This is a genomic window from Burkholderia sp. Ax-1720 (genome assembly GCF_011753035.1).
GTDB lineage: Bacteria > Pseudomonadota > Gammaproteobacteria > Burkholderiales > Burkholderiaceae > Burkholderia > Burkholderia gladioli.
In genome coordinates, this window is the sequence record NZ_VWWK01000099.1 from 1 (window position 1) to 26,929 (window position 26,929).

General features: G+C 69.5%; 30 protein-coding genes and 1 pseudogene. 17 read left to right on the plus strand and 14 right to left on the minus strand.

Features of this window, described 5'->3' with window-relative positions; all coding sequences use genetic code 11:
- From F3J18_RS23885 to F3J18_RS23900, 4 genes and pseudogenes are all read right to left on the minus strand, one after another.
- A pseudogene (locus F3J18_RS23885) lies at positions 1-671 on the minus strand (hypothetical protein); the annotation flags it as partial.
- A gap of 278 nt (positions 672-949) precedes the next feature.
- The gene (locus F3J18_RS23890; protein WP_166914584.1) at positions 950-2,158 is read right to left on the minus strand and encodes a cytochrome P450; all 1,209 of its coding nucleotides are present in this window, start codon (positions 2,156-2,158) and stop codon (positions 950-952) included.
- Positions 2,159-2,348: 190 nt separating this feature from the next.
- Entirely contained in the window at positions 2,349-2,744 is a 396-nt protein-coding gene (locus tag F3J18_RS23895; protein ID WP_166914586.1) for a DUF3175 domain-containing protein, read from the minus strand.
- A 35-nt stretch (positions 2,745-2,779) separates the two neighbouring features.
- On the minus strand, positions 2,780-4,597 hold the full coding sequence (locus F3J18_RS23900) for a thiamine pyrophosphate-requiring protein (protein WP_166914588.1): 1,818 nt from the start codon (positions 4,595-4,597) through the stop codon (positions 2,780-2,782).
- A gap of 319 nt (positions 4,598-4,916) precedes the next feature.
- Between F3J18_RS23900 and F3J18_RS23905 the strand changes: the two genes are divergently transcribed.
- The 3 genes from F3J18_RS23905 to F3J18_RS23915 are packed head-to-tail and all read left to right on the plus strand — an operon-like array spanning position 4,917 to position 9,606.
- Entirely contained in the window at positions 4,917-6,278 is a 1,362-nt protein-coding gene (locus tag F3J18_RS23905) for an HlyD family secretion protein (RefSeq protein ID WP_166914590.1), read from the plus strand.
- Positions 6,275-7,933, plus strand: coding sequence for a DHA2 family efflux MFS transporter permease subunit (locus F3J18_RS23910; protein WP_166914592.1), 1,659 nt, complete (start codon positions 6,275-6,277; stop codon positions 7,931-7,933). Before F3J18_RS23905 ends, F3J18_RS23910 begins: the two co-directional genes overlap by 4 nt.
- 38 nt (positions 7,934-7,971) lie before the next feature.
- Positions 7,972-9,606: an efflux transporter outer membrane subunit gene (locus tag F3J18_RS23915; protein ID WP_240156431.1), complete on the plus strand. Its 1,635-nt coding sequence runs from the start codon at positions 7,972-7,974 to the stop codon at positions 9,604-9,606.
- Positions 9,607-9,627: 21 nt separating this feature from the next.
- On the opposite strand, the gene F3J18_RS23920 is transcribed toward F3J18_RS23915, so the two are convergent.
- Both F3J18_RS23920 and F3J18_RS23925 read right to left on the minus strand, forming a co-directional pair.
- Positions 9,628-10,548 carry a cation transporter gene (locus F3J18_RS23920; protein ID WP_166914618.1) on the minus strand — a complete coding sequence of 307 codons (921 nt, stop codon included), beginning with the start codon at positions 10,546-10,548 and terminating at the stop codon, positions 9,628-9,630.
- A gap of 5 nt (positions 10,549-10,553) precedes the next feature.
- Positions 10,554-11,279 (minus strand): MgtC/SapB family protein, encoded by a 726-nt coding sequence (locus tag F3J18_RS23925; protein WP_166914595.1) that lies wholly within the window; start codon positions 11,277-11,279, stop codon positions 10,554-10,556.
- A 120-nt stretch (positions 11,280-11,399) separates the two neighbouring features.
- Between F3J18_RS23925 and F3J18_RS23930 the strand changes: the two genes are divergently transcribed.
- Positions 11,400-11,894, plus strand: coding sequence for a BON domain-containing protein (locus tag F3J18_RS23930; RefSeq protein ID WP_166914597.1), 495 nt, complete (start codon positions 11,400-11,402; stop codon positions 11,892-11,894).
- A 127-nt stretch (positions 11,895-12,021) separates the two neighbouring features.
- Here the strand turns inward: F3J18_RS23930 and F3J18_RS23935 are convergent, their stop codons facing one another.
- Together F3J18_RS23935 and F3J18_RS23940 are read right to left on the minus strand one after the other, a co-directional pair.
- On the minus strand, positions 12,022-12,489 hold the full coding sequence (locus F3J18_RS23935) for a PRC-barrel domain-containing protein (RefSeq protein ID WP_166914599.1): 468 nt from the start codon (positions 12,487-12,489) through the stop codon (positions 12,022-12,024).
- 44 nt (positions 12,490-12,533) lie between these two features.
- Complete coding sequence (locus F3J18_RS23940; protein ID WP_166914601.1) at positions 12,534-12,959, minus strand: CBS domain-containing protein; 426 nt, start codon at positions 12,957-12,959, stop codon at positions 12,534-12,536.
- Positions 12,960-13,588: 629 nt separating this feature from the next.
- Between F3J18_RS23940 and F3J18_RS23945 the strand changes: the two genes are divergently transcribed.
- Positions 13,589-14,863 (plus strand): sigma-54 dependent transcriptional regulator, encoded by a 1,275-nt coding sequence (locus tag F3J18_RS23945; RefSeq protein WP_166914602.1) that lies wholly within the window; start codon positions 13,589-13,591, stop codon positions 14,861-14,863.
- Between the two features lie 21 nt (positions 14,864-14,884).
- Here F3J18_RS23945 and F3J18_RS23950 read toward each other — a convergent pair whose 3' ends face one another.
- Both F3J18_RS23950 and F3J18_RS23955 read right to left on the minus strand, forming a co-directional pair.
- Positions 14,885-16,135, minus strand: coding sequence for a phosphatidylserine decarboxylase family protein (locus F3J18_RS23950; RefSeq protein ID WP_166914603.1), 1,251 nt, complete (start codon positions 16,133-16,135; stop codon positions 14,885-14,887).
- A 69-nt stretch (positions 16,136-16,204) separates the two neighbouring features.
- Positions 16,205-16,708 carry a DUF2591 domain-containing protein gene (locus F3J18_RS23955; protein ID WP_166914604.1) on the minus strand — a complete coding sequence of 168 codons (504 nt, stop codon included), beginning with the start codon at positions 16,706-16,708 and terminating at the stop codon, positions 16,205-16,207.
- A 118-nt stretch (positions 16,709-16,826) separates the two neighbouring features.
- On the opposite strand from F3J18_RS23955, the gene F3J18_RS23960 reads away from it, so the two are divergent.
- Complete coding sequence (locus tag F3J18_RS23960) at positions 16,827-17,102, plus strand: DUF6566 family protein (protein ID WP_166914605.1); 276 nt, start codon at positions 16,827-16,829, stop codon at positions 17,100-17,102.
- A 35-nt stretch (positions 17,103-17,137) separates the two neighbouring features.
- Here F3J18_RS23960 and F3J18_RS23965 read toward each other — a convergent pair whose 3' ends face one another.
- On the minus strand, positions 17,138-17,656 hold the full coding sequence (locus F3J18_RS23965; protein ID WP_013688902.1) for a ferritin-like domain-containing protein: 519 nt from the start codon (positions 17,654-17,656) through the stop codon (positions 17,138-17,140).
- 260 nt (positions 17,657-17,916) lie between these two features.
- On the opposite strand from F3J18_RS23965, the gene F3J18_RS23970 reads away from it, so the two are divergent.
- The 9 genes from F3J18_RS23970 (at position 17,917) to F3J18_RS24010 (ending at position 22,072) form a co-directional block, all read left to right on the plus strand.
- Positions 17,917-18,081 (plus strand): hypothetical protein, encoded by a 165-nt coding sequence (locus tag F3J18_RS23970; protein ID WP_166914606.1) that lies wholly within the window; start codon positions 17,917-17,919, stop codon positions 18,079-18,081.
- 157 nt (positions 18,082-18,238) lie between these two features.
- Complete coding sequence (locus tag F3J18_RS23975; protein ID WP_036055051.1) at positions 18,239-18,541, plus strand: hypothetical protein; 303 nt, start codon at positions 18,239-18,241, stop codon at positions 18,539-18,541.
- 30 nt (positions 18,542-18,571) lie between these two features.
- Positions 18,572-18,757: a hypothetical protein gene (locus F3J18_RS23980; protein ID WP_043278528.1), complete on the plus strand. Its 186-nt coding sequence runs from the start codon at positions 18,572-18,574 to the stop codon at positions 18,755-18,757.
- A 14-nt stretch (positions 18,758-18,771) separates the two neighbouring features.
- On the plus strand, positions 18,772-19,083 hold the full coding sequence (locus F3J18_RS23985; protein WP_025099527.1) for a hypothetical protein: 312 nt from the start codon (positions 18,772-18,774) through the stop codon (positions 19,081-19,083).
- Between the two features lie 68 nt (positions 19,084-19,151).
- The gene (locus F3J18_RS23990; RefSeq protein WP_013688905.1) at positions 19,152-19,340 is read left to right on the plus strand and encodes a DUF3008 family protein; all 189 of its coding nucleotides are present in this window, start codon (positions 19,152-19,154) and stop codon (positions 19,338-19,340) included.
- Positions 19,341-19,386: 46 nt separating this feature from the next.
- A complete protein-coding gene (locus F3J18_RS23995) occupies positions 19,387-19,548 on the plus strand; it encodes a DUF1328 family protein (protein ID WP_025099526.1) in 162 nt (53 codons plus the stop codon).
- Positions 19,549-19,594: 46 nt separating this feature from the next.
- Positions 19,595-19,900, plus strand: coding sequence for a DUF2795 domain-containing protein (locus F3J18_RS24000; RefSeq protein ID WP_103693950.1), 306 nt, complete (start codon positions 19,595-19,597; stop codon positions 19,898-19,900).
- A 444-nt stretch (positions 19,901-20,344) separates the two neighbouring features.
- Complete coding sequence (locus F3J18_RS24005; protein WP_046581106.1) at positions 20,345-21,304, plus strand: glycosyltransferase family 2 protein; 960 nt, start codon at positions 20,345-20,347, stop codon at positions 21,302-21,304.
- A 69-nt stretch (positions 21,305-21,373) separates the two neighbouring features.
- On the plus strand, positions 21,374-22,072 hold the full coding sequence (locus F3J18_RS24010) for a GNAT family N-acetyltransferase (protein ID WP_166914607.1): 699 nt from the start codon (positions 21,374-21,376) through the stop codon (positions 22,070-22,072).
- A 40-nt stretch (positions 22,073-22,112) separates the two neighbouring features.
- Here the strand turns inward: F3J18_RS24010 and F3J18_RS24015 are convergent, their stop codons facing one another.
- On the minus strand, positions 22,113-23,003 hold the full coding sequence (locus F3J18_RS24015; RefSeq protein ID WP_166914609.1) for a LysR family transcriptional regulator: 891 nt from the start codon (positions 23,001-23,003) through the stop codon (positions 22,113-22,115).
- A gap of 105 nt (positions 23,004-23,108) precedes the next feature.
- Between F3J18_RS24015 and F3J18_RS24020 the strand changes: the two genes are divergently transcribed.
- Positions 23,109-23,534 carry a PACE efflux transporter gene (locus F3J18_RS24020; RefSeq protein ID WP_166914611.1) on the plus strand — a complete coding sequence of 142 codons (426 nt, stop codon included), beginning with the start codon at positions 23,109-23,111 and terminating at the stop codon, positions 23,532-23,534.
- Between the two features lie 46 nt (positions 23,535-23,580).
- Here the strand turns inward: F3J18_RS24020 and F3J18_RS24025 are convergent, their stop codons facing one another.
- Positions 23,581-24,966 carry a cytochrome P450 gene (locus F3J18_RS24025; RefSeq protein WP_166914613.1) on the minus strand — a complete coding sequence of 462 codons (1,386 nt, stop codon included), beginning with the start codon at positions 24,964-24,966 and terminating at the stop codon, positions 23,581-23,583.
- Positions 24,966-26,069: a hypothetical protein gene (locus F3J18_RS24030; RefSeq protein WP_166914615.1), complete on the minus strand. Its 1,104-nt coding sequence runs from the start codon at positions 26,067-26,069 to the stop codon at positions 24,966-24,968. The genes F3J18_RS24025 and F3J18_RS24030 overlap by 1 nt, the downstream gene beginning before the upstream one ends.
- A gap of 334 nt (positions 26,070-26,403) precedes the next feature.
- Here F3J18_RS24030 and F3J18_RS24035 point away from each other — a divergent pair.
- Positions 26,404-26,929: SH3 domain-containing protein (locus tag F3J18_RS24035; RefSeq protein ID WP_166914616.1), on the plus strand; the 526-nt coding region annotated here is incomplete at its 3' end.

Sequence of the window (26,929 nt, forward strand, 5' to 3'; positions counted from 1 at the left end):
GGTGGCGGCGGCGTCTGGGGACGCGCCTGGGTGGTCGTCGGACGCGGCGGAACCGGTGGCGGTGGCGTCTGGGGACGCGATTGCATGGCCGGCGGTCGCGGCGGCGGGGGAGGGGGCGGCGGCGTCTGCGGACGGGCAGGCGCGGCGGATGTCTCGACGGGGCGCGGCGGCACCGGCGGCGGCGAGGACGATTGCGCGGGCGACTGCGCCGAGGTGGACGGCGATGCCACCTCGGGATACGGCCCCGGGCCGAACAGCGATTCGTAGGACGGCGGTGCGTCGTCGTGCTGCGGCTGTGCGCTATCCGCGCCATCCGCAACCGGCGGGCGCGGCGCGGCGGGCTCGGCGCCGTCCGAACCGGCCAGCAGCGCCGCCATGTGCGGCGACATCGGCAGTTGCGAGCCCTCGGCCGAACCGGCCGAATCGTGCGACGCCGAACTGGCCATCGATTCCAGGCTGGCCCGGCGCTGCCTCAGGTTCGCGCTCGGCGTGGTGACGCGTTGCTGCCGCCGCAGCGTGTTCAGCGCCTGCAGCGAGCCCGATCCGGCGCCCTGCTGGCTCGCCGCGCCGCTGGCCCGTGGCGAGGGGCCGTTGGTCTGTCGACTCTCCCCGCCGGTCGTGGTGGACGGCTGGTTGATCCGGGTCGAGTTGGTGACTGACGGAGGCGGCATGGACAGCGGTTCCCGTGTATGAGCCAGAGGGCGTGGTGACGGATCGTCGATCGGCGCGAAGGGCGGCGGTCCGGCGTGACGCCTCGGGACAATACCGGCCAGATAGCAGGTTTAACGCGGCGAGGCAGCGAAGCGGGCGGCGAAGACGAACCACGATCGCGAAACGCGAAGTTTCGGCGCGTGGGCAGCGCGCGCGTCGGGAAATCGTAAGGAGGGGGTGAAGCAGGAAGCCGCGAAGCGCGATGGCCCGGGCCTGGGCGGCCCGGGCGCGATGGCATTCAGTTCGTGCCGGTCCGCATCGGCAGCGCCTTCACGCCGCGCAGGTTGTTGCGGTGATGCCATTCGAGCCGGTCCAGATCGACCGGGCTCAGCTTCGGGAAGCGCGCCAGCATCGCGCCGATCGCGGTTTCCAGCTCCATCTGCGCGAGCCGCGCGCCCAGGCAGTAGTGGATCCCGCCGCCGAAGCTCAGCGAGGCCTTGGCATTGGCGCGGCGGATGTCGAGCCGGTCCGGCTCGGCGAACACCGCCGGATCGCGATTCGAGGCGCCCACCAGCAGGAACAGCAGGGTGCCGCGCGGCAGCGCATGGCCTTCCAGCTCGAGATCCTCGAACACGGTGCGCACCACCACCTGCACCGAGCTGTCGTAGCGCACCAGCTCGGCCACGCCGCCCGGCACCAGCGCCGGATCGGCCGCCATCGCCGCGAGGCTTTCCGGGTTGCGGAACAGCGCGATCATGGCGTTGCCCATGGTGTTCGAGGTGGTCTCGTGGCCGGCGATGAACAGCAGCATCACGTTGGCGATCACCTCCTTCTCGTCGAAGGTCTCGCCCTCGTCCTCCACGCTGATCAGCGCCGAGACCAGGTCCGTGCCGGGCTGGCGGCGACGTTGCTCGATCACGCCCTCGAAATAGGCCTCCAGCGCCAGCGCGCCTTCGTTGGCTTCGGCCAGCATGGCCTCGCCGAGCGGCGCCAGGTCCAGCGCCGAGGCCACGCAGCTGGCCGCGCGGCCCAGGCGCGCGCCGTCCTCGAAGGGGATGTCGAGCAGGCGGCAAATCACGTTGAGCGGCTGCGGCAGCGCGTAGTCGGCCACGAAGTCGAACTCGGGCTTGGCGGCGATCGCATCGAGCAGTTCATGCGTGGAGGCCTCGACGATCTCGCGCAGGTTCTCGATCTGCCGCGCGTTGAAGGCCTTCATCAGCAGCTTGCGCAGCCGCGTGTGCACCGGCGGGTTCATCATCAGGAACATCCGGCTCAGCACCTGGAACACCGGCATGCCGACCCGCTCCTCGCCGTAGCGCACGCGCACGCTTTCCAGGTAGGTCTTGCCGGCGCGGCGCTCGCGCAGCAGCGCGTCGATCAGCGCGTAGTCGCCCGTCACGCGCACGTTCGGCGCGAGTTCGAGCAGGGCGCCCTTGGCGCGCAATTGCGCATAAAGCGGGTAGGGATCGGCGAAGAAGGCCGGCGAGGAGAAGGTGGCGAAGTTCATGGGGGGCGGTCGCGGGGCGGATGAGGAAGTATTGTCCATAACGCCCGGCCGCGGCAGTCCATTCCACGGGATGGAAAATTTTCTCGATTCGTCCGGCAGGTCGGCGCTTCGCCCCTGTGCTTGACGCGGCAGCGTCAGCGAAGCGAAAGCGCCGGAGCGCGGGCGCCGCCGCGCTTGCCTCCCGCCGCCGTCACGGCTTGCGGCCGAAGGCCTCGCGCAGCGCCCGCTTGGAACGCTCCAGCGTCGTGCGCCGCGATTTCGGCAGGTTGCGGCCGGCCCGGTTCACGTAGAAGTTCAGCATCGACATGGCCGACTGGAACGGCGAGGCCTTGCGGCGCCGGCTGTGCTCGGCCGAGCGCTTGAGCGAGGCCGCGATCGCCTTCGGATCGTCGGACTTGAAGATGTCGGATTCGATGTCGAGCGCGTCGCTGCGGGCGTCGACGGCGGCCGACCAGCGCTTGGGCGAGCGCGAGCCGGCGGTGCGCCCGCGTCCGGGGCGCCGCGTCGAGTGCTTGCCGGCGGGGCGCTTGCCTTGCGAACTCCGGTGCGCCGCCGGCTTGTGCGAGGAGGATGAGGTTTCGCTCATGGTTTCGGCTCCTTCGAAAGAGATTGCGGGGGAGCTCACTCGCCCGATTTGCCGCCGTTTCCGCCGCCGGAAGGCAGTACCGCCGACAGCACCTGCCTGGCGGTCTCGACGATCACGCCGCGTTCGCGCGGGTCGCCCTTCACCAGCGTCTCGGCGAAGTGCTTCGCCTGCTGCAAGGTGACGTGCGGCGGCAGCGGCGGCACCTCGGGGTCGCTCTTCACCTCGAGCACCACCGGGCGCTGCGAGGCCAGCGCCTCGTCCCAGGCTTCGCCCAGGCGCGCCGGGTCGTCCACATAGATGCCCTTCAGCCCGATCATCTCGGCGAAGCGGTGATACGGCACGTTCGGCACCTGCTGCGAGGCCTCGAACTTCGGGTCGCCCTCCATCACGCGCTGCTCCCAGGTGACCTGGTTCAGGTCCTCGTTGTTGAGCACCATGCAGATCCAGCGCGGATCGGCCCATTGCCGCCAGTATTTGGCGACCGTGATCAGCTCGGCCATGTTGTTCATCTGCATCGCGCCGTCGCCCACCATGGCGATCACCGGCCTGACCGGGAACGCGAACTTGGCGGCGATCGCATAAGGCACGGCCGCGCCCATCGAGGCCAGCCCGCCCGACAAGGAACCCATCATGCCGCGCCGCATCTGCAGGTCGCGCGCGTACCAGTTCGCGCAGGAGCCCGAATCGCTGGTGAGGATCACGTCGTCGGGCAGGCGCGGCGACAGCTCGGTGAAGGCGCGCTGCGGATTGACGCCGCGGCCCGGGCTCGCATCGGCGGCGGCGCGCTTGGCCAGCGTGCCCTGCCATTCGTCGGTCCAGCGGCCGATGCGCTCGCGCCAGCGATGGTCGGCGCGCGGCTCGAGCAGCGGCAGCAGCAGGTCGAGCGTCTCGGCCGCGTCGCCCACCAGGTTGACCTCCATCGGGTAGCGCAGGCTCAGCATGTCGGCCTTCAGGTCGATCTGCACGCCGCGCGCCTGGCCTTCCTTGGGCAGGAATTCCGCGTAGGGGAAGCCGGAGCCGATCATCAGCAGCGTGTCGCATTCGTTCATCAGGTCGTAGCTGGGCTTGGTGCCGAGCAGGCCGATCGAGCCCGTCACCCAGGGCAGCGCGTCGGGCAGCGCGGCCTTGCCGAGCAGCGCCTTGGCCGCGCCGGCGCCGAGCCGGTCCGCCACCGCGATCACCTGCTCGGTGGCGCCGAGCGCGCCCGCGCCCACCAGCATCGCCACCTTCGAGCCGGCATTGAGCACCTCGGCGGCGCGCTTCAGGTCCTCGGGATAGGGCACCACCTTCGGGCGCGTGTAGCCGACGCCGGAATGCACGGTGCCGTGCGCGCGCTTGGGCGGCGCGTAGTCGAGCTCCTGCAGGTCGTTCGGCAGGATCAGCGCGGTGACGGTGCGCGCGCCGATCGCGGTGCGTACCGCGCGATCGACCAGGTGGCGCACCTGGCCCGGCACGCTGGCCTGCTGCACGAAGGCGCCGGCCACGTCCTTGAACATCGCCGCCAGGTCGAGTTCCTGCTGGTAATGGCCGCCCATCGCCGCGCGTGCCTGCTGGCCGACGATCGCCAGCACCGGCATGTGATCGAGCCGCGCGTCGTAGAGGCCGGTGATCAGGTGCGAGGCGCCCGGGCCCGAGGTGGCGATGCACACGCCGAGCTTGCCTGTAAATTTTGCATGCGCGGAGGCCATGAAGGCCGCCATCTCCTCGTGGCGCGCCTGGATGAATTCGATCTTGCCGCCGGCGCGGTTCAGCGCGCCGAACAGGCCGTTGATGCCGTCGCCCGGGTAGCCGTAGATGCGATCGACGCCCCATTCGGCGAGGCGTTCGACGATGAAGTCGGAAACGGTGGCCATGCGCGTTCTCCCTCGGTTCGATGTGCTGGTGCCGAAAGGTGCGCAAGCACCGTGCCGTGGAAATGGCGCCTGCGCGGCCGCATCCCGGCGGCATCTCGCATCGCGAAACTGCATGGGCCATGCCTGCCGACGCCAAGGCTTGTAAAAACCGCCAACCGCGATGCCGCATCGCGTCATCCGGCGCGCTGGGATCGCAGCGACGCCCCGTCGGGCAAGGCTGCGCGGCCGGGTCGCCGCCGGGCCCGCGGCTTGCTTGGCAGCCCCGATGCTGTCTCGCGCGGGCTCGTGCGAGGCGATTCCGATTGGGGAGAGCTGTGCGATGTCCGAAGTGACCGTATTTCCATTGCCCTTGATGCCGCGTGCCAGCGCCGCGTTCCTGAGCCGGGATGGCGAAGGTGAAACCCATGGCGCCGGCGACGCACGCGCCGCCGGCGGCCGCGATGCCGATGACCGCGACGCCGACACACCGAGCAGCGATGGTGGCGGAGGCAACGATCGCCCGCGCGACGGTGACGATCGCCGCAACACGGGCGGCGACGGCAATAGCGACGAGGGTGGTGGAGGCAAGGGCGGCAGCGGCGGCAAGGACGGCAATGGCGACGGCAAGCAGGACGACGACCCTGGCAAGGACGGCAACGGCAAACGCAAGCGCCCCGGCAAGAAGCCGATCATCATCCTGGCCGTGGTGGTGGTCCTGCTGATCGTCGCGCTGGTCTGGTGGCTGATGACGCGCAACCAGGTCAGCACCGACGACGCCTACACCGACGGCAACGCCGTCACCATCGCCCCGCACGTCTCGGGCTACGTCACGCGCCTGAACGTCGACGACAACACCTACGTCCATCGCGGCGACCTGCTGGTGCAGATCGACCCGCGCGACTACCGCGCCCAGCTCGACTCGGCCGACGCGCAGCTCGGCTTGGCGCGCGCGCAACTCGGTTCGGCGCAGGTGCAGCTCGACATCGCGCGCGTGCAGTACCCCGCGCAATACGCGCAGGCCCGCGCCCAGATCGAATCGGCCGAGGCCACCTACAAGCAGGCGCTGGCCGCGCAGGAACGCCAGCACGCGGTGGACATGCGCGCCACCTCGAAGCAGCAGGTCGACGCGGCCGACGCGCAAAGCGCCAGCGCCGATGCCAACGTGGCGATGGCGCGCGCCCAGGCGCGCACGGCCGCGCTGGTGCCGCAGCAGTTGCGCCAGGTCGAGAGCACCATCGAGGAGCGTCGCCAGCAGGTCCTGCAGGCCCAGGCGCAGCGCGAGCAGGCCGAGCTGAACCTGTCCTACTGCGAGATCCGCGCGCCCTCGGACGGCTGGGTCACGCGCCGCAACGTGCAACTTGGCAGCTTCCTGCAGACCGGCAGCTCGATCTTCTCGCTGGTCACGCCGCGCATCTGGATCACCGCCAACTTCAAGGAATCGCAGCTCGAGCGGATGCGCATCGGCGACAAGGTGGACGTGTCGGTGGACGCCTATCCCGATCTCGACCTGCACGGCCATGTCGACAGCATCCAGCTCGGCAGCGGCTCGCGCTTCTCGGCCTTCCCGGCCGAGAACGCCACCGGCAACTTCGTGAAGATCGTGCAGCGCGTGCCCGTCAAGATCGTGCTGGACGGGCCGATGCCGACCAATCCGCCGCTCGGCCTGGGCCTGTCGGCGGTGCCGACGGTGCATCTGCCATGAGCGGCGCGGATGTCACCGCCGACCAAGGCGGCAACGGCAATGGAAAGGGCAGGGGCGACGACGGCGGGAATGGCAAGGGCCAAGGCAAAGGCGACGGCCAGGCCTGGCGCCCCGCCTCGAACCCCTGGCTGATCGCCATCGTGGTCACGCTGGCGGCCTTCATGGAGGTGCTCGACACCACCATCGTCAACGTCGCGCTGCCGCATATCGCCGGCACCATGTCGGCCAGCTACGACGAGGCCACCTGGACGCTCACCTCCTACCTGGTGGCCAACGGCATCGTGCTGCCGATCTCGGGCTTCCTGGGCCGGCTACTGGGCCGCAAGCGCTACTTCGTGATCTGCATCGCGGCCTTCACGGTGTGCTCGTTCCTGTGCGGGATCGCCACCAACCTCGGCCAGCTGATCGTGTTCCGCATCCTGCAGGGGCTGTTCGGCGGCGGCCTGCAGCCGAACCAGCAGTCGATCATCCTCGACACCTTCCCGCCCGAGCAGCGCAACCGCGCCTTCTCGATCTCGGCGATAGCGATCGTGGTGGCGCCGGTGCTGGGGCCGACCCTGGGCGGCTGGATCACCGATACGTTTTCGTGGCGCTGGGTGTTCCTGCTCAACGTGCCGGTGGGGATCCTCACCGTGCTGGCGGTGATGCAGCTGGTGGAGGACCCGCCCTGGCGGCGCGACGGCCAGCGCGGCATTCGCATCGACTACATCGGCATCGGCCTGATCGCGATCGGCCTGGGCTGCCTGCAGGTGATGCTCGACCGCGGCGAGGACGAGGACTGGTTCGGCTCGAACTTCATCCGCATCTTCGCGGTGCTGGCGGTGGCGGGGCTGACCGGCGCCGGGCTCTGGCTGCGCTACGCGAAGAAGCCGGTGGTGGACCTGGCCTGCCTGCGCGACCGCAACTTCCTGCTCGGCTGCATCACCATCGCGATGTTCGCGGCGGTGCTGTACGGCAGCGCCGTGATCGTGCCGCAGCTCGCCCAGCAGCAGCTCGGCTATACCGCCACGCTCGCCGGGCTGGTGCTCTCGCCCGGGGCGATCCTGATCACCATGGAGATCCCGATCGTCAGCCGGCTGATGCCGCACGTGCAGACGCGCTACCTGGTGGGCACCGGCTTCGTGCTGCTGGCCGCCTCGCTGGTCTATTCGCGCACGCTGGTGCCCGACATCGACTACCGCCACCTGATGGTCATCCGCTGCGCGCAGTCGATGGCGATCGGCTTCCTGTTCGTGCCGATCACCACGCTGGCCTACCTGACCATCCCGCAGCGCCTCAACGACGATGCCTCGGCGCTGTTCACGATGTTCCGCAACGTGGCCGGCTCGATCGGCATCTCGGTGTCGACCGCGCTGATCCGCGAACGCGCGCAGGCGCGCATGGCGCATCTGTCCGAGCACATGTCGCCGCTCTCGCAGAACTTCCAGGACGCGTTGCAGCGCAATGCGCAATCGATCAGCGCGCTATCGGGCGTGCCGCCCTCGGCGGCGCTGCAAACCGCCAACGGCAGGCTCTACGAGACCTTCGTCTCGCAGGCCACCATCCTTGCCTATATCGACGTATTCGCGATCCTGGCGGTGTTCTGCGCCGCCTGCATCCCGCTGACCTTCCTGTTCACGCCGGCGAAGGCGGCGGGCGGTGGAGGAGGACATTGACGATGACACGACGTTTTATCCGGCCGGGGTTCCCATCGATGCCGGCTACCGTGGTTGCCGCAGTTGCCTGTCTCGCGCTGGCGGCCTGCACGGTCGGCCCCGACTTCAAGCCGCCGCAGGCGAACGCGCCGGCGCAATGGCACGACCTGCAGGCGGCGAGCGCGGCCGCGGCCACCTCCGCCTCGGGCGCCTCGGCGCCCGGCGTCACCTCCAGCCCGGTGGTGGATGCCGATCCCGATCCGCGCTGGTGGCGCGCCTTCCACGATCCGCTGCTCGACCAACTGGTGGATCGCGCCGCGCGCGACAACCTCGACGTGCAGACCGCCGTGATGCGCATCGCCGAGGCGCGCGAGCAGTTGCACCAGGCAGCCGCGCAAGGGCTGCCGAACGTGCGTGCCACCGCCAGCTACCAGCGCGAGCAGCTCGGCATCAAGGGCATCCTGCAGGACGAGGGCGTGAACGACCAGATCGACCGCCTGAGCGCGCCGGGTTCGGCGCTGGCGGGCGCGGTGCCCGGCGGCGGCGCGGCGATCCGCCAGGGCGCGGACAAGGCGATCGATTCGCTGTCCTCGCCGACCAATTTCTGGCAGGCCGGCTTCGACGCGTCCTGGGAGCTCGACCTGTTCGGGCGCGTGCGGCGTTCGGTGGAGGCGGCCGGCGCGGAGACCGGCGCGGCGGTGGCCGGCCGCGACGACGCGCTGCTCTCGCTGGAGGCCGAGGTCGCGCAGACCTACCTGCAGTATCGCGGCGCCCAGGCATTGCGCGCGCTGACGCTGGAGCTGGCGCAATCGCAGCAGGACTTTCTCGACCTCACGCGCGATCGCGCCGCGCACGGGCTGACCAGCCAGCTCGACGTGCGCAGCGCCGACGCGCGCCTGGCGCAGATCCGCGCGCAGCTTCCGCAATACGACCAGCAGCTCGCGATGCTGCGCAACGGCCTGGCCTACCTGGTGGGCGGCGCGCCCGGCACGCTCGACGCGTTGCTCGAGGCGCCGGCCGCGCTGCCGGGGCTGCCGCCGGCGGTGCCGGTCGGGCTGCCTTCCTCGCTCGCGCGGCGGCGGCCCGATGTGCGGCGCGCGGAGCTGGAGCTGCACGCGGCCACGGCCCAGGTCGGCGTGGCGGTCGCGCAGTTCTATCCCGACATCTCGCTGACCGGGCAGATCGGCCTGCGCTCCACGCACGTGCGCGAGCTCGCGCAGTGGTCGCATCTGTTCTATTCGGCCGGGCCGGCGATCTCGCTGCCGATCTTCCAGGGCGGCGCGCTGGTCTCGAACCTGCGGCTGTCGAAGGCGCAGCAGCAGGAGGCGGCGCTGGCCTACCGGCGCGCGGTGCTGGTGGCGCTGCGCGACGTCGACAACGCGCTGGCCGTCTATCGCACCGACCAGTCGCGCCACGCCGCGCTCGACGATGCCGCCAAGGCAGAAGGCGGCGCGCTCGACCTGGCGCGCGACAGCTATCGCAAGGGCATCGTGCCCTACCTCGACGTGCTCGATGCCGAGCGGCAATGGTCCGAGGCGCGGCAGCAGGCCTTGCAGGGCGCGGTGCAGACCACCACCGACCTGGTCTCGCTCTACAAGGCGCTGGGCGGCGGCTGGCAGACCGACGGCGCCACGGCTGCCGCGCCCGGCGATCCGCGCGCTGCCAGCGCGGCCTCGGTGGCGAACGCGCATTGAGCCGCCGGCGGGCGTGGCGGCTCAGATCGGGTGACGCCCGTGCTCGTGCAGCTCGGGCTCGAAGTAGATCCAGCGCGCGCGCGGAAACGACTCGCGCAGCGCCAGCTCGATCTCGTTGATGGTGCGCACCAGCGCATCGGCGCTCGGATGCGGGCGCAGTACCGCCTGCACCGCCACCACGTGCTCGTCCGACCAGCGCAGCACCACCAGCGAGATCACGCGCACCACCTCGGGCCGGTGCTCGAGCCAGGCCTGCATCTCGTGCCGCGTGCTCTCGTGCGCCGATTCGCCGACGATCAGCGACTTGATCTTGCCCATCGCGAAGGCCGCGCTGGCCATCAGGATCAGGCCCACGGCGATGCCGCCGAACGCGTCGTAGGCCGGCTCGCCGGTGGCGAGCGAGAGCGACACCGCCAGCAGCGAGGCGAGGATCCCGCCCAGCGCCGCGGCGTCCTCGATCACCGCCAGCAGCAGCGCGGGCTGCCCGGTCTCGCGCATCCAGCGCAGCAGGGTGCCGGGCCGGCCGCGCCGCTCGATGGTGCCGATCGAGGCCTTCAGCGCGATGGTCTCGATCACACCCGAGATCAGCAGCACCGCGATCACCACGCCGCCGTGCTCGACGGGCGAGCGATGCACCAGCCGCAGCGCGCCCACCGCCGCCGAGGCCAGGCCGCCCACGATGAAGATCTGGGTGGCCACCAGCATCGCGTAGAAGTAGTTCACGCGGCCGAAGCCGAGCGGGTGCTCCGCGTCGGGGCGCGTGGCGGCCGCGCGGGCGCCCGCCAGCAGCAGGATCTGGTTCAGGCAGTCGGCGCTGGAATGGATCGCCTCGGCGTAGGCCGAGCCGGAGTTGGTGTAGCCGGCCGCCGCGTACTTGCAGGCGGCCACGGCCAAGTTCGAGACCAGCGCGTAGTAGACGGCGCGCGGCACCGCGGCGGCCATGCCCGTCACTCCCGGATCGACCAGCTCGCCCCGCCGCCGCTGTCGCGCACGAACTCGTCGATCGCCTGCTCGACCGGATCGTCACGGGCGGGCGCGATCCAGCTCAGGTCGAAGCGGCGGCGCAGCGCGCCGGATTCGGCCTGGGCCTGGGTGCCGGCGCGCCGGATCCGGCAGTCCAGGCCGTCGAGTCGTTCGAGCATGGCGGCGGTGCGCGCGCTGGCTTCGGCTTGGGCGGCGGGCGCCGCTTCGTCGACCGACAGCCAGGCGTGCCGCTTGTGCGGCAGGCGCTGCTCGACCGCCTTCATGCCGGTCAGGATGCCGAAGCCGAGCACGGTGCCGAGCGCGGCCAGGGCCAATTGGCCGCCGCCCGCGCACAGGCCGATCACCGTCACGAACCACAGCGTGGCGGCCGTGGTCAGGCCGGTGACCAGGCCGTCCTTGCGCAGGATCGCGCCCGCGCCGATGAAGCCGACCCCGGACAAAATCCCGAGCGGCAGCCGCATCAGGTCGAGCACGGCGAAGGATTGGCTGCCCTTGCCGTCCTGGGGCAGCAGCAGGTTGACCTGCAGCATCGCCAGGCAGGCGGCCAGGCAGACCAGCATGATGGTGCGCAGCCCGGCCGCCTTGCCCGACTCGCCGCGATTCAGGCCGATGATCGCGCCGGCGATCAGGCAGACGGCGATCCGGGCGGCGATGTCGAAGGGTTGCAGCACGAGCGGCATTGTTTGCATACGGGGCGGTCGGGAGGACGTCGATACGAGAAGGGCCGCACGGCGCATGCCCGGCCGCGCATGGCACGCAGGTTGCGTGCAAAGGCAGAGGGACCAACCCGACACGATACGGAGGTACGCATGACAACATCCGATTCCAGCCGCCGGCGCCGTGCCGGCGAGCCGTCCGATCCGGCCGCGGCCGGTGAGCCCCGGCGCCCCGCCGATCCGTCCGATCCGGTCGCCTGTCCCGACTGGTGGGCCCGGCCCGGCGCCTTGCCGACCGGCGCTTCCGAGATCCGCCACGTGCCGGGCGCCTATCGACAGGCCGGCATGATGCGCGCCGCCGCCGAGGCGCGCGGCGGCATCGCGAAGCCGACCGGCGCCGCGTTGCCGCCGGTCTCGCGCGAACATCGCCTCGACGCCGATGCCTCGATTCGCGACGAACTGGATCGCCAGTTGAGCACCGGCATGGTGCGCGGCGCCGACGATATCGCGATCGACGTGCGGCAGGCTTGCGTCACGCTCGACGGCACGGTGCCGTCCCAGTCGATGAGCGAGGCGATCGAGCTGGCGGTGGCGCGTTGCGGGGCGGTACGCGAGATCCGCAACCGGCTGCGGGTGGTGCCGCGCTAGGCGCCCGGCGCACCTGATGCACTGGGCGCGCGTGAATCGCCGGACACGGGTGGCGTAAAAAAAACGGGCAAAGTCGTCGACTTCGCCCGTTCAAACGGCGTCGAGCGGCGCCGTGAGAGAGACGGGATCAGTACCGGCCGTGCGCCTGCGGCACCGGGGAGCGCAAGCCCAGTTCCTCGGCGAAGCTATGCGCGCGAGGCGTGCCCACGCCCTGGTAGTAGGCCGCCATGCGGTCTTCCCAGACCGTGTCGGTCGAGCCGAGCCAGCCGTCCAGGTCGAGCGCGGGCGCGCCGCGCACGACGGCCGCCGAGGCGGCGATCTGCAGGCCGCCGGCATCGGCGTCGAGCGTGACGTATTCCCACGGCACCATCGCGAGCCGGCGTGCATGCACGCTTTCCTCGATCGGCACCAGGGCCACCAGCACATAGACGATGCGGCCGCCGCGCAGGTCGAGGATGGCGTTGCTGACATGGCCGATGGTTTCGCCGTCCGCGCTGCGCGCGAGCGTGCCGTCGAGCAGGTGGGCGAGCGCCGTGGTGCGGCGCGGGTAGCGCGCATCGGCATCGCGCAGGGGATCGGGGGTGGCGGGCGTCATCGAAGTCTTCCTGTCGGTGAATGGGAACGGCGGGCGCGGTGCGCTCAGCGTGGTTGCGACACGTAATCGAGTGTTTCGCCGATCGCGCCGCGTTCGGATACGTCGCCGCGCGTGGCGACATCGCCGATCGACACCATGCCGACCAGCTCCAGCTCGCGCGAGATCACGGGCAGCCGGCGCATCTGCGCCGAAGCCATGCGCTGCAGCACCGTGTCGATCGATTCGTGCTCGCGGCAGGTCTCGATCGGCACCGAGGTCACTTCGCGCACGCTGGCCTGGCCACCCTTGCCCAGCGCCAGCGCGCGCGTGACGAGATCGCGGTCGGTCACCATGCCGACCACGCGCGTGCCGTCGCACACGGGCAGGGCGCCCACGTCGTGGCGCGCCATCAGTTGCGCCGCATGCTCGATCGTGTCGGTCGGCGCGAGATGGACGATCTCGCGCGACATGATCTGGTTGATGCGTTGCATCGCTTGCCTCCGTCGGTTTCCTGGCGAACGCACTACTAGTGCAAATCGCGTGCCGCCTCGCACGCCGCCAGCAGCGGCGCGGCCGGCCGGCGTCGCGATCCGTCGCGCGAACGATTTACAACGCTTGGTAATGATTGCCGTGGGATTGCCGTGGCGCGCCCGCACGCGGAACCGATGCCATGCCGGTGCAGCGGAACTCGCTCGGGAAATTGCGGGTCGGACGAGGCTTGCCTCGCTGATACGAAATGTTTCGAGTTTGTAGCGCCTCGAGCGGACCGATGACGGTTGCGATCGCAGCGCTGCAAATGGCGAAACGACCCCGTGTAATGGCACGCTGCGCGCGGGTCGATCATTTCGTTCCCCGAAACCATCGAAAAAGATGCCTTTCGGGGATTGATTCTCGCAATGCTCCAGGTCAAGGCAGATAGGAATATCCGATAGCATGGCGGCGTTCGATCTGCTTTGCTGTAGGCATAGGTCATTCGCTCAGACGTCACGCCCGAGGGCAAGACGCCGGTTTTCCGCATTTCCGCTTCCACCGTTTCCTGACCGTGAATATTCCTGGCCTCCCGGCGCTTCGGCGCGAGGGGCGGGCGGTGCCATGCCGGAATGCTCCAACAGGAGATTTCATGCCACGTGTGCTGATCGTCGATGACGATGCCGACACCCGAGAAATGCTTGCCGCGCTGGCCCAGACGCGGCAATTACCTTGCGATTGCGCCGCCACGCTCGGCGAGGCGCGCTCGCAGATGCGCAACCAGTCCTACGACCTGGTGCTGTGCGACCTGATCCTGCCCGACGGCAACGGGATCGAGTTGTTCGACGATTTCCCCAGGCAGGACACGCCGCCCGAGCTGGTGTTCGCGACCGGCCATGCCACGCTCGACACCGCCATCGACGCGATGCGGCAGGGTGCTTCCGACTACCTGATCAAGCCGTTCCAGATGGGGCGGCTCGATACCCTGTTCAAGCGCGTCGCGCAGGCCGAAGCGCGGCAGGGCGAGGTGGCGGCGCTGCGCTCGGATCTCGAGCGCGCCGGCCGCTTCGGCCGCATGCTCGGCAAGTCGCCGGCCATGTGCCGCATGTACGACGCGCTCGCGCGCGTGGCGGCCACCGAGGCTTCGGTGATGCTGACGGGCGAATCCGGTACCGGCAAGGAGCTGGCCGCGCAGACCATCCACGAGCTCAGCTTCCGCAAGCAGGGGCCCTTCGTGGCCGTCAATTGCGGCGCGATTCCGGCCAATCTGGTCGAGAGCGAGATGTTCGGCCACGATCGCGGCAGCTTCACCGGCGCGGACCGCCAGCACAAGGGTTTCTTCGAGCGCGCCGACGGCGGCACGCTGTTCCTCGACGAGATCACCGAGATGCCCTTCGAGCTGCAGGTCAAGCTGCTGCGCGTGCTCGAGACGGGGCAGGTGATGCGGCTCGGCTCCTCGCGCGAGACCAGCGTGAACGTGCGCATCGTGGCCGCCACCAATCGCGATCCGGCCGGCGCGGTCGAGGCCGGCGTGCTGCGGCCCGATCTCTATCACCGCATCAACGTGTTTCCGCTGGCGATGCCGCCGCTGCGCGAGCGCGGCGATGACATCGTCCTGCTGGCCGAGGCCTTCCTGCGCCAGCTCAACCTCGACAGCGGCCGCGCGATGGTGTTCAGCGACAACGCCAGGCGGGCGCTGACGAAATACGACTGGCCCGGCAACGTGCGCGAGCTGCGCAACTTCGTGCAGCGCGCCAGCATCTTCGCCGACGGCGCGGAGATTGCCGTGCTGCCGCCGCCGGTGATGAGCGAGGCCCACGGCGAGGAACTGCGCGCCCAGGCGGCCGAGCTGGTGGACGCGGGGCTGCGGGCCGTCCATGACGGCATCGCCGTGCAGGGCGACAAGAAGCCCGCCATCAAGCGCTGAGGCGCCGCCCGGCGCCGGCCCTCAGCGTGCCGCCGCGATGGCGGCGTTGACGGGCACCACGCCCGAGTCGCGATCCGGGGCGGCCTCCACCAGGAAATGCCCGATCACGTCGGGCTCGAACAGCAGGCAGAAGGTCGAGCCGCCGTATTGGAAATAACCGAGCTCGTCGCCCTTCGCCAGGCGCTGCCCGGGATGCACGTCGATCACGCACGAGGACACGTCGCCCATCCCCACGAACACGCAGGCCACCGAGCCCATGCCGGGGTCCTCGCATTCGATCACCACCACCGCGCGGGTGGCCACCGCCGTCATGTAGCCCTGCGAATCGTTGAGGCCGGCCGGATCGCGGCCCTCCACGTCGGCCGCCGAGAAATAGCTGCCCGCCACGCGATAGGCATGCGTGACGGTGCCGCCCACCGGCGCGTGCCAGCGATGGTAGTTCCAGGCGCTCAGGTAGGCCTGGTAGACGTCGCCGCCCACGAAGCGCTCGGCCAGCAGCGCATGGTTCGGCGTGAGCATGTCGCGGATCGAATAGGGCTGCGCCTTGATCCAGAAGTCGTCGACGCGCTGCACGCGGCCGGCGATCTGGTAGGGCGCCGCCTCGCAGGCGCTGATCACCACGCGCGGATCGCCCGGCTCGGCGACCGGGCGCGCCTCCTCGCGCAGCCGCCGCGTGAAGAAGTGGTTCCATGAGTCGAAGCCCCAATGCGGCTCGTCCGGGCGGCAGCGAAAGGCATCGAGCTCCATTCGCTGGCGTGCTTCCGGACAGAGCCAGCCGTTCGGGCCGTTCTCGTGAAGATGCTCGCGCGAATGCGGGCCCGAGAGGAAATCGCACCAGGTCGACAGCACGCGGCCCAGTTGCGTGTTGACGGCCTCGTCGCGGAACAGCGGATAACCCGACGGCATGCACATCGGCCAGTCGAGCAGGGCATTGATCGGGCAGACGATCAGGCTGGTCTCGCTGAACGGCGGCGCGTAGCGCATCACGTAGTCGAGGATCGTCATCAGGTCGTCGATGTTGTTGTAGCCCAGCGCGTAGCCGGCCGTTTCGGCTTCCCCGATCGCGCGCGTCAGGCTCATGCGCAGCACCGCGTCGCGCTCGAACAGCGTGGCGAGTTCGGCCACCGCCGCCGCGCGCGGGCGGTTGCCCGCCTGCGCATAGGCGTCGCGCGCGAGCTGGCGGCGGTAGGCCGTCATGTGCAGCTCCTCGCTCGCGAGCCAGTCGCCGAGGCGGCGGCGCGTGCTTCGGGCGGGGCCCTGGATCGGTGGCATGCTCGTCTCCCTGTCGTTCTGTCGGATGTTTTCGTCGTATGTTTCGCCGGGCGCGGTGCCGCCTGGCCGTCACGGGCGCGGCAAGGCGCCGATTTCGTTCGGATCGTGCGGGGCTTCGCGGCGCTCGCCGTCGCGGGGCAGCGGCGCGCCGGCGCGATGCGGCGTGACGCGGCCGTTGCTGACGGCATGCGGCTCGGTCGGCACCGGTTCGACCGTGTCGCCGAATCGCGCGCGAATGAAGGCCCGCAGCAGCGCGTGGCGCAGGTTCTCGCCCTCGCCGTGGGCGTCATGCGTGACGGCGGTGCCGTCGCCGGCGAAGCTTGCCGTCACGCTGGCGCGAGCCTCGCCCACCCGCGTCGAGCGCAACTCGACCACGCGCTCCAGCACCATGGCGGCATCGGTCCACTCGGCGGCGGGGGAAAAGCGGCTGTCCATGCGCCTGAGGCCGCCGCTGGCGACGGTGATCACGATGTCCGGTTCGACGGCGACGAAGATCAGCGGCAGCTCGTCTCGCGCCAGGGCGCGGGCGGTCCAGTAGTCGAGTTCACGCGCGTCGAGTCGGTCGATCCGCATGGCGGGCTCCGGAGTGGAAACCTTCCTGGCGCAGCATCGGCCATACCCGCCGGGGCGGCGGCGCGCGGGCATGCGCGCTGCGCCGCGTTCGGGACCAAGCTTCGAGCGGAGCCCCGCCATGAACGATATCGACAGGACGGTGACGAGCGACACCTACCGGAACCACGTGATCGCGGTGACGGTCGTGCGCGGCCCGCGCGGTGCGTGGCTGCCGCGCGTGAGCATCGCGCACGACGAGGCCGGACACGGCAGGGTCCTGCCTGGACAGGACGAAGAACCCGAATGGCCGAGCGAGGCCGAGGCGGTGCGCGCCGGCCTCGCGCGCGGGCGCGAGGCCATCGACGCGGGCGAGGCGCCGCCGCCGGCTCGAGCGGCGTCGCGCCTGGGGACGTGAGCGCCGCCAGGCGCCTCGCGCCGGCTCTTCCGCGCCTACTGCGGCGTCGAAGCCTCTGCCTGGCTGCGTGCCAGATAGGCGTTCACGATCTCCGGCAGATGCTGCTCCATCCAGTTCGCCATCGCCACTTCCTCGCTGAGGATGCGTTCGCAGATCGCCAGCGTCTGCGCGTCGCCGGCGGCGCGCGCGGCCGTGATCAGCGTCCGGTAGGCGGCCACCTCGAAGTTCTCGAAGGCAAAACCGGAGATGGCGTTCTTGATCACCTCGTCGGTGGAGAACATGGCGGTGAAGGCCTGCAGCGCCGCCAGGCTGCGCGCGCCGAAATCCTTCAGGACCGACACGTCGCTGCCGCGCCGGCCGACGCACTCGCGAACCAGCCGCTGCTGCTCCCGCGTATCGCCGAGATGCTGCTCGATGCGGGCCTTCAGTTCCGGATAGTGTTCGAGCCGCCGCGCCATCGCGGTGAGCAGGGTACCGGCCTGTTCCTCCATCGCGTGCGCGTCGCGCAGCCATTCGTCGAGATGCTCGTCGACCGAGCGTTTCGTGTGTGCCATTTCATGCTCCCGTCGGGCGGCGGCCTGGCCGTCCCGGTTAAGGTCGATAAGGGGCTGCGATGCTGCATTGCAGCTACGACGCGGGCGCGTCGCGCCCCGTCGCATGCAAGCGCCGCGCCCGCGCCGCAACACGGCCGGGGCGCTCGGCGCGCATCGGGCCCTGCGCTTTTTGCAATCGATTGTCAAAGTCACACAGCCGCGGCGGCGCCGGCGCGCGGGCCCGCATGGGCTGGTCCGGCGTGGATCGGAACGGAGCTTGCTTGAAGAAAGGCACGACGATTCGAGAGGAGTGCCGCATGCAGGCGAAGCTTCGGAAGCTGCTGCGATTCACGGCGATGGCCGCCGGCACGGTGCTGTTCGGTGGCTGGTCGATGGCGGTGCCCGTGGAAAGCGGCGAACCGGCGGGGCCGGATCGCAGGCGCTAGCGCCCGGGGCCGGAAGCGGCCGCGAGCCTGGTCTCGCGCGCCCGCCCGCCTGCGCATCGAATCGATGCGGGTGCAACCATCGCGTCGCGCCCGCTTACCGCGAATGACGGCATCGGCGCCGGGTATCGGCGGCGGCGCCCTTGGCAAGGAGAGGAACATGAGCGAGAAACCCAACCCCGACGTGCACTACGAGGTGAACGTATGCGGCGGGACCTTCGACTCGGTGCGCGACCGGTTTCGCGCCTGGCAGCGCGAGCCCTTGATGGCGCGCCCGCAACGATCGATGTTCGCGGACAAGGCCGGCGTCGAACGGCTCGACGACACCGTGTTCGAGGCGCCCGAGGACGCGCAGCGCGCCCTGCGCCGTGCCTGCACGCCGCAAGACCGTAATGCGCTGGCGGCGCCGATCGACGACGGCGGGCGCGCGTTGTGGCTGGTGATGGCGGCCTATGTCGATTGAGCGCGGCCTGTCCCGAACCCGGAGCGAATCATGACGAACCCAGCCTTGCGCATGCACCGGCCCGAGCCCGGCACGCCGGACATTCCCGAGCCGGATCCGGCCGAGCCGCCCGGCCCGGGCCCGCGGCCCGACGAGGTGCCCGAGCCGTTCCACGAACCCGTCGACGAGCCCGTGCCGCCGGTGCGCGGCCGGGCCGCGCCGGCCTGCCTTGCCTAACCAGGAGGTCCGCGATGAGTATCCGTGTCGAACCCGGCCCGCGGCGGGACATCGCCGAAACGATCGGCCGCTATTTCGAGGCGCGCGAAATGCCGTTCGATATCGAACCGACCACCTCGGGCGGCCTGCACGTGGGCTTCGATCTCGACGGCCAGCCGGCCAGCGTGACGATCAGCTTCGACGCGCGCGCCTACGAGCAGTTCGAGCATTGGGACATCCAGCACCAGCGCGCCGCGCTCACGCGCATCGGCGAGGGTTTCGCGCAGGCTTTCGCGCGTCGCGGCCCGAACGCGATCGCCGCCGATTTCCATGTGAGCCGGTTCTGAGCGACGGGCTCCTGCACCGGGCACGGTGTTTGCATTGTCTCTCGGCACTGTCATCACGGAGGAGTGTCATGCCAGCCAAGTCACAAGCGCAGCAGCGCGCGGCCGGCGCCGCGCTGGCCGCCAAGCGCGGCGAGACGAAGAAGAGTTCGTTGAAGCCGGCATCGAAATCGATGTACGAATCGATGAACAAGAAGCAACTGGAGGATTTCGCCTCCACCAAGACGCGCGGTAAACCGCATCACAAGCACGACGCCTGATCCGCAGCCTGTCCACGCCTTTAACAACCCGAATGGGGAGGTTCATATGCTCTACTACGCCGTGGTTTTTTTCGTGATCGCCATCATCGCGGCCTTCTTCGGTTTCGGCGGGATTGCCGCCGGCGCCGCATCGATCGCGAAGATCCTGTTCGTCATCTTCCTGATCCTGTTCATCGTCTCGCTCGTGATGGGACGCATGCGCCGATGAGGCGAGCAGGCATCCCATTGTCGAACCGACTACGAGGAGGTTTGCCATGACATCGAGCCATCGCCAGCACACCGGGCACGAGTTGAGCCGCTCCCGCGCGCACGAGGGCGAACGTGCGCAGCAGGACCATGACAAGGGCGGCCACCAGGCCGGCCACGACAAGCCGCCGGGCCCGGTGGACCTTCAGAAGGCGCTCAAGGGCGTCGACTATCCGGCCGTGAAGGCCGACCTGGTGCGCCGCGCGCGCGACGCGCATGCCGCCGGCCCGCTGGTCGAGGGGCTGCTGCGGATCCCCGATCGCGAATACGCGAGCCCGGCATCGGTCGCGAAGGAACTCGCGAAACTGATGTGATCCCTCCCGGGGAGAGGAGCGCGTCTTGCGCGCCCCTCTCCCCGGGGCATTTCCCGCCGCCGTCTTTCATCCCTCCCGCGAGCTTTCGCTCGACGCCTCCCCTCGTTCGCATTCGGTAACCTTGCTTCGCACGATGTAAGGATTGCTTGGTATCGCGGGCACGGAATCATTCCTCGAATCATCCGCGCGCGATGCTGCGGATCGTGCAACGAAGCGCGCCCGGCCGGTCGGAATTGCCGCCCGCGGCGCCCCGGCGGGCCTCGCCGCCGGTCACTTCGACCACCCTTTACCGATCCCCGAAAACGCTTGCCCGGCCCGGCATCCGGGGCTTCCCTTACGCGCGATTATTTTCCATTTCTTTATATTTTTTTCTCCCGATCATGACGACCGACAGAAAGCTTGTTTGCAGATGCCCATCGATCACCTTTCGTGCGGAAGCGCCAGATGACCGCCCCCTCCATCAAAGTTTCGATCTGCGTACCGACTTATCGCCGAGCCCACCTGATCGGCCAGTGCATTGATTCGTGTCTCGCGCAGACCCACCGCAACCTCGAGGTCGTGATCGGCGACGATTCGCCCGACGACGCCACCGAGCGCCTGATCCGCCGTCGCTACGGCGACGACCCGCGCGTGCGCTACCGCCGCAACCGGCCGGGGCTCGGCCAGGCGCGCAACGTGACGAGCCTGTTCGCGCATGCCAGCGGCGACAAGATCCTGCTGCTGCACGACGACGATTTCCTGCTCGAACATGGCGTGGAGCAATTGCTGGCGCTATGGCAGCGCCATCCCGGCCTCGACGCCGCCTTCGGCAAGCAGTACGTGGTGGACCACGACGGCCGCATCAGCCGCGCGGCCACGCGGCGCATGAACCAGATGTTCCATCGCAACGCCGCGGCGGCTGGCCTGCAGGCGCAGCCGGGCCGGGCCGGCCTGGTGCAGATGTTCCCGAACAACGGCTGGCTCGCCAATGCCGAGCTGGTCAGACGAATCGGTTATGAGGAGACCTACGGCTCCTGTTGCGACTATGTATTCAATACGCGTCTTTGTCTTGCCGCGGAGCGGATCTGCTATCTCGACGAATTCGTCTCCTGCTACCGCGAAACCGATGCCTCGATCTCGCAGGCCACGCGCCACACGATGCGCTCGGCTTCGCTGATGGCCTGGCGCTTCGTCAACGAGCTGGCGTTGCCGCCCGACCTGGAGCCGGCCCGGCGGCTCGCGCTGCGCCGGCTGGTGCCGATCGTGGTGTCGCTCTACGCGCGCAACCACGAGCCGCGCACCAGCCTGGCGATCGCGCTGCGCAATCTCTACGCTTACCGTTTCGGGCTGAGCCCGCGGCTCTACTACCACCTGCTGATGATCTGGAAGGGGCGGCACGCCCTGCCGGCGGCGGGCATGGAATAAACGGACGGGGCGATCCGTTCTGGTCGTCAGGCGCCTTGCGCGCCGATGCCCGACCACGACCGACAGCCCATGAAAACCGAATCCCGCGACTCCGACCTCCGTGTTCTCGACAACGCGATCTGGCAAGCCCTGACCACCCACCAGGCCCACTGGTCGATCGGCGGCGACCTCGCGCGCCGCTTCCATCCCGAGGTTTCGCCGCTGGCCGCGATCACGGCCGACGCGCCGGAGAACTGGCGCGCCCTGGCCGCGCTCACGCAACCGGGCGAACTGGTGATGGTGGCCGGCGAGCAGACCCTGCATCCCTCCGAGGAATTCGAGGTGAAGGGCGAGGGCGTGCTCGACCAGATGATTTTGCTGGTGCTGCGCGACGAGGCCGACGACGGTTTCGCCCTGCTCGAGGAACGCGACGCGGCTGCGATGGCGGGACTGGTTGCATTGACTCGGCCCGGCCCCTACGAGGCTCGCACGCACGAGACGGGCCGCTACTACGGCGTGTGGCGCGACGGCGTGCTGGTCGCGATGGCGGGCGAGCGCCTGCATGTGCCGGGCCATACCGAGATCAGCGCCGTCTGCGTGCATCCCGAGCATCGCGGGCAACGTTACGCCGAGCGCCTGGTGAAGTTCGCCGCGCGCCAGATCGTGGCGCGCGGCGAGCTGCCGTTCCTGCACGTGTTCCAGGCGAATACCGGGGCGATCGCCTTGTACGGGAAGCTCGGCTTCGAGCGGCGCAAGCAGTTCCATGGCCTGACGCTGGTGAGGCGCTGAGGGGCGGTTAAGGGGCGGCGCGCCACGTCGAGCGAATCGCTCAGGACTGCTTGGCCATCTCGCCGAGCGTTCCGACCAGAGTCGCGGCACCCTGCTGCAACGGCCGCTCGCGCAACCACACCGCATGCACCGGCATCGACAGCCCGTTCTCGATGTTCTTGAACTGCAGCCGCTGAAGGCGGCCATCGCGCAGCAGCGGCGCGATTGCCGACAGCGGGAAGTTGCCCCAGCCCAGGCCCGATTCCACCATCTCGATCGCCATCGCCAGGCTGTCGGTGCGCCAGCACGATTGCCCGACCAGCGGCCGGCTGTCGGCCAGCGGCAGGTCGCGGCTGGCCACCAGGATCTGCCGGACCTGCACCAGGTCCTCCAGGAAGGTGTCGCCGCCCGCTTTCAACTGCGGATGCCGCGGGCCGATGCAGGCGGTCAGCCGCTCGCTGCCGACGTATTGGAAGTGCTCCCGCACGTCGATGGCGAGGCCCGCGTAGGCGATGCACAGGTCCACGCGCCGGCCGTGAAGCAGTTGCAGCGTGTCGTCCTGGGGCGCCGTCAGGATTTCGATTTCGAGCAGCGGGTGCCGGTCGCTCAGCTCGCCGACGGCGGCCAGCAGCGGCTGCTTGTCGATATCGGTGGCGACCGCGATCGACAGCCTGCTTTCCAGCCCCTGCGACAGCTGCAACGCATGCATGCGAAGCCGCCGGAATTGCTCGAGGGCCAGCCGCGCATGCGGCACCAGCGCGGCGCCCATCGCGGTGGGCACCGGCTCGCGGCGGCCGCGGTTGAACAGGGCGTAACCGAGCTCGGCCTCCAGGTTGGCGATCGCCATGCTCACGGCCGAGGGCACCTTGCCGAGCGAACGCGCCGCCGCGGAAAACGAGCCGCTGTCGATCACGGCCAGGAACAGTTCGATGCTGTCGTTGGAGAAATTCACGGCCCGACCTTTCAATTTATCTGATATCTACTGACTTTTTCTGTCAGTTGCGCTGACGCTATATTCGCGGCTTTCCACGTGCTTGTCACGAACGGAGACAGGAATATGCAAGGCCTGAAACGCAAGCTGTTGTACGTATCGCTCTACGAAATCATCGGCATGCTGATTTCGGCGCTGGGGCTGGCGCTGTTGTCGGGACAGTCGCCCACCAGCACGGGGCCGTTGTCGGTGATCATCACCACCATCGCGGTGAGCTGGAATTTCGTCTACACCACGCTGTTCGAATGCTGGGAAGCGCGCCAGGCGAATCGCACGCGCACGGTGGGGCGACGCATCCTGCATGCGGTTGGTTTCCAGCTCACCCTGATCCTGTTCCTGATCCCCTTGATCGCGTGGTGGATGGGCATCAGCCTGGCGCAAGCCTTCCTGCTCGATCTCGCCCTGATCGTGCTGATCCCCTGCTACACCTTCGCCTTCAACTGGTTGTTCGACCTGATGTTCGGAGTGCCGAGCTCGGCCTTGCAGGAGTGAAGCGGGCGGCCCTTGCCGGGCCGCCCGCTTCAGGGCCCGGCTGCCGCTACCGCCGTCGCAACCTCACCTCGAACCGCGACGGGCTCAGCGTGGCGCGTCGCGGTATCGGCTCGACGGGCTGGCTCGTCACCGGCTCCAGCTTCCAGCGCGACAGGATGGCGGCCAGCGCCAGCAGGTTTTCGGTGGTGCCGAACTGATCGCCGATGCACTTGTGCACGCCGCCGCCGAACGGGATGAAGCCGTGCTCGGGAATCGCGGCGGCACGCTCCGGCAACCATCGATCCGGATCGAAGCGCTCGGGCGCCGCGAACAGCGCCGGATTGCGATGCAGGACATAGGGGCTGTAGGCCAGCCCGTCGCCGACGCGCAGGCGATAAGGGCCCAGCATCGTGTCGCGCGTCACCACCCGCGTGAAGATCCACCCGGGCGGATACAGGCGCAAGGCCTCCATCATGGCGCGGCGCGTTTCGCCCAATTGCATCAGGTGCTCCGCCTGCGGCACCGCCGCGTCGCCCAAGGTGGTTCGCACCTCCGCCGCCGCGCGTTCCGCGATATCCGGATGACGGCCGAGCAGGTAGAGCGTCCAGCTCATCACGCCCGCCGTGGTCTCGATGCCGGCCAGGAACAGCGTGATCACCTGGTCGTGGACTTCCTGCTGCGACCAGGGCCGGCCGTTCTCGTCGCGCGCGGCCAGCATCATCGAGAGCAGGTCGCCGTGATCGACGCCCGAGGCGCGATACGCGTCGATGATCTGGTCGATCGCCGCGTGCAGGCGCGCCACCGCGCGGTCGTAGCGCAGGCTGCCCGGCGTCGGCACCCTGCCCGGCAGGCCGCCGGGCAGCATCATCCGCACGAACAAGCCGCCCAGGTAGACCGAGAGATCCTCCACCAGCGAGGCTGCCGCCGCCCCGGCCACGTCGGCGGCGAACATGGTGCGCGAGGCCGTGCGCGCCGTGATGTCGTAGCAGGCCGCCGTCAGGTCGACCACGTCGCCGTCGCGCCAGCCGCCGAGCACGCCGCCGATCGCCTCGTTCATCACGTCGATGTAGGTGAGGATCCGCTTGCGCGAGAAGGCCGGCTGCATCTGGCGTCGCTGCAGCTTGTGATCGTCGTAGCGGCTGGTGAGCAGGCTGTTGCCGGTGAGTTCGCGGACCTTGTCGAACAGCGCGCCGCCCTTGTCGAAGGTGCGGCTGTCGTTGAGCACCTGGCGCGTCAGCTCGGGATCGGTGAGCAGCAGCATCGGCAGCCGCCCGAGGTCGACGCGCACCAGGCCGCCGAGCGGCGCGAGGCCGCCGAGGAAGCTCAGCGGCTTGAACAGCAGCCGGGCCGCGTGGCCGACGATCGGCAGGCTGCCGGGGGCGCGCGGAATCGGTGCTTCGGGCAGCGAAGCGGGATCCACGTGCGCCGGCTTGTCGGTCAGGTCGATATCCATCACCACCACCCCGCAAGCGAGGCCGGCGCGGGCAGTCTGGCTTGCCCGTCGTCCGGCTGGGTTTCGCTGATCGGCCAGCCATGCGCGAGCACATGCTCGAACGCGCTGGCCGGCTGGAGATAACGCGGCGACAGCGCGCTGTAGTCGAGGTAGCCGCGGATCCACTGCGCGAGCCCATGCACGTAGCGCGTGGTGGCGGTGTCTCCATCGGCGCTCACGCGCTCGCGCAGCGCGACGAAGCGCGCCATGGCGTGGTTGCGCATCGCGCTCGCCAGGCCGACCGCCTCGCCCACCGAACATTCGCGCGCCTCGGCGATCACGGCAACCAGGTTCTGGATCGCCGGGAAACCGTATTGCTCGGCGCGCAGCGCTTCCTTGTTGTAGGAGGTCAGGTCGTTGTCCCAGCCGATGATGGCGGCCGTCATCTCGCGCAGCATCCTCACGCGCGGATCATGCCAGCCGGCGGCCGGGACTTCGTAGCCGCAGGCGAGGTCGGTGAAGGCGATGCAGGGGTAGACGCCGGATTGCTTCAGCCACATCGCGATGTAGTCGTCGATGCCCGGGCTGGCGCCTTGCGCGCGGTTGACCGCTTCCCACAGCAGGCCGTCGAAGTAATCGATGTGGGCGCGCACCCAGCGATCCAGTTGCGCGTGCGTGGCATGCGCCTCGACGTCGAGCCGCAGGTCGCGCAGCGCGGCCGCCCAGCGATTGCCGGGCAGCAGGTCGGCGCGCGGCTCCTCGAGGATGCGCGCCAGCTTCGCGAGCAGCACCACGTATTCGTCGAGCGGCGTGCCGCCGGGTTTCTCGTCGCTATGGACGTCGTCGAAGGACTGCAGCCACATCACCTCCTTGCCGGCCAGCGTCAGTCCATGCGGATCCGCGTCCGGCATCGACCGCGCCGGGAACAGCGGGAATCGGGCGCGGGCCAGGTACTCGCGCTGGCGGGCGTCCTCGTGGAGTTCGAAACGATCGGCCCAGGCCAGCACCCGGGCCTCGGCTTCGGCCGTGGCGGGTGAGATGGCGGGCGCGATCGGGCAGTAGAACACGGGCATCGCTTCCAGCAGGGAAGGGGGCGCCGCTTCCAGACAGATTGGATGGTTCACAGTGATCTTGTCGCGTTGGGTAAGGGGGAAACCGGCGACGCGTTCGCTGCTTCGATGCCCAAACCGGGTGGCTTGGCGGTTCACGCGGCCAGCTGCGTATCCGAGCGACGCTGTGACGAAAGAGAGGTGAAAGGACGAGCCGAGGTGCGGCTGCACATGGGCGGATCCCGAGCGGCGATCGTTGCTGGAGAGAACGTGCCGCGCCGGGAGTTTATTCCCCATACTTAAGGGATGTCTGGTCCCGCCGCCCGACAAGGACCTGCCATCGCGGCCTCTGTCGTCATGTGGTCGGGAGCGGAAGTCATCGGGCAAACCTCATCGTGGAGAAGCAGCGATGCGCAAACAGTTCATCGGCGCGGTGCTGGCCGGCATGATCGCGGTATTCGCGGCACCCAGCCTGGCGCAGACGCCGGCCGTCACCAGCATGACCGTCAATCTCTACGCCGGGCCGGCCGGCGACTATCCCGTGGTGGCGCAACTGCCGGCGGGCGCGTCGGTGACCGTGATGGGCTGCGTGTCCGGCTACAGCTGGTGCGACGTGAGCCTGCCCGGCCTGCGCGGCTGGGCTTATGGCCGTTACCTCTCGTATCCGTATCAAGGCGCGAGCGTGCCGCTGAGCAACTACGGCGCCACCATCGGCCTGCCGGTCGTGACCTTTGCGCTGGGCGCGTACTGGGGCAGCTACTATCGCGATCGCCCCTGGTTCGGCAACCAGTCACGCTGGAACCGGCATCCCGGGCCGCGTCCCGGACCGCCCCCGGCGATCCGGCCGCCCGGGCATGGCGCGCGTCCGCCCGGCGGCCCGGGGCATCGTCCGCCGGGGCATGGCGCACGACCGCCGGGACATGGCGTTCGCCCTC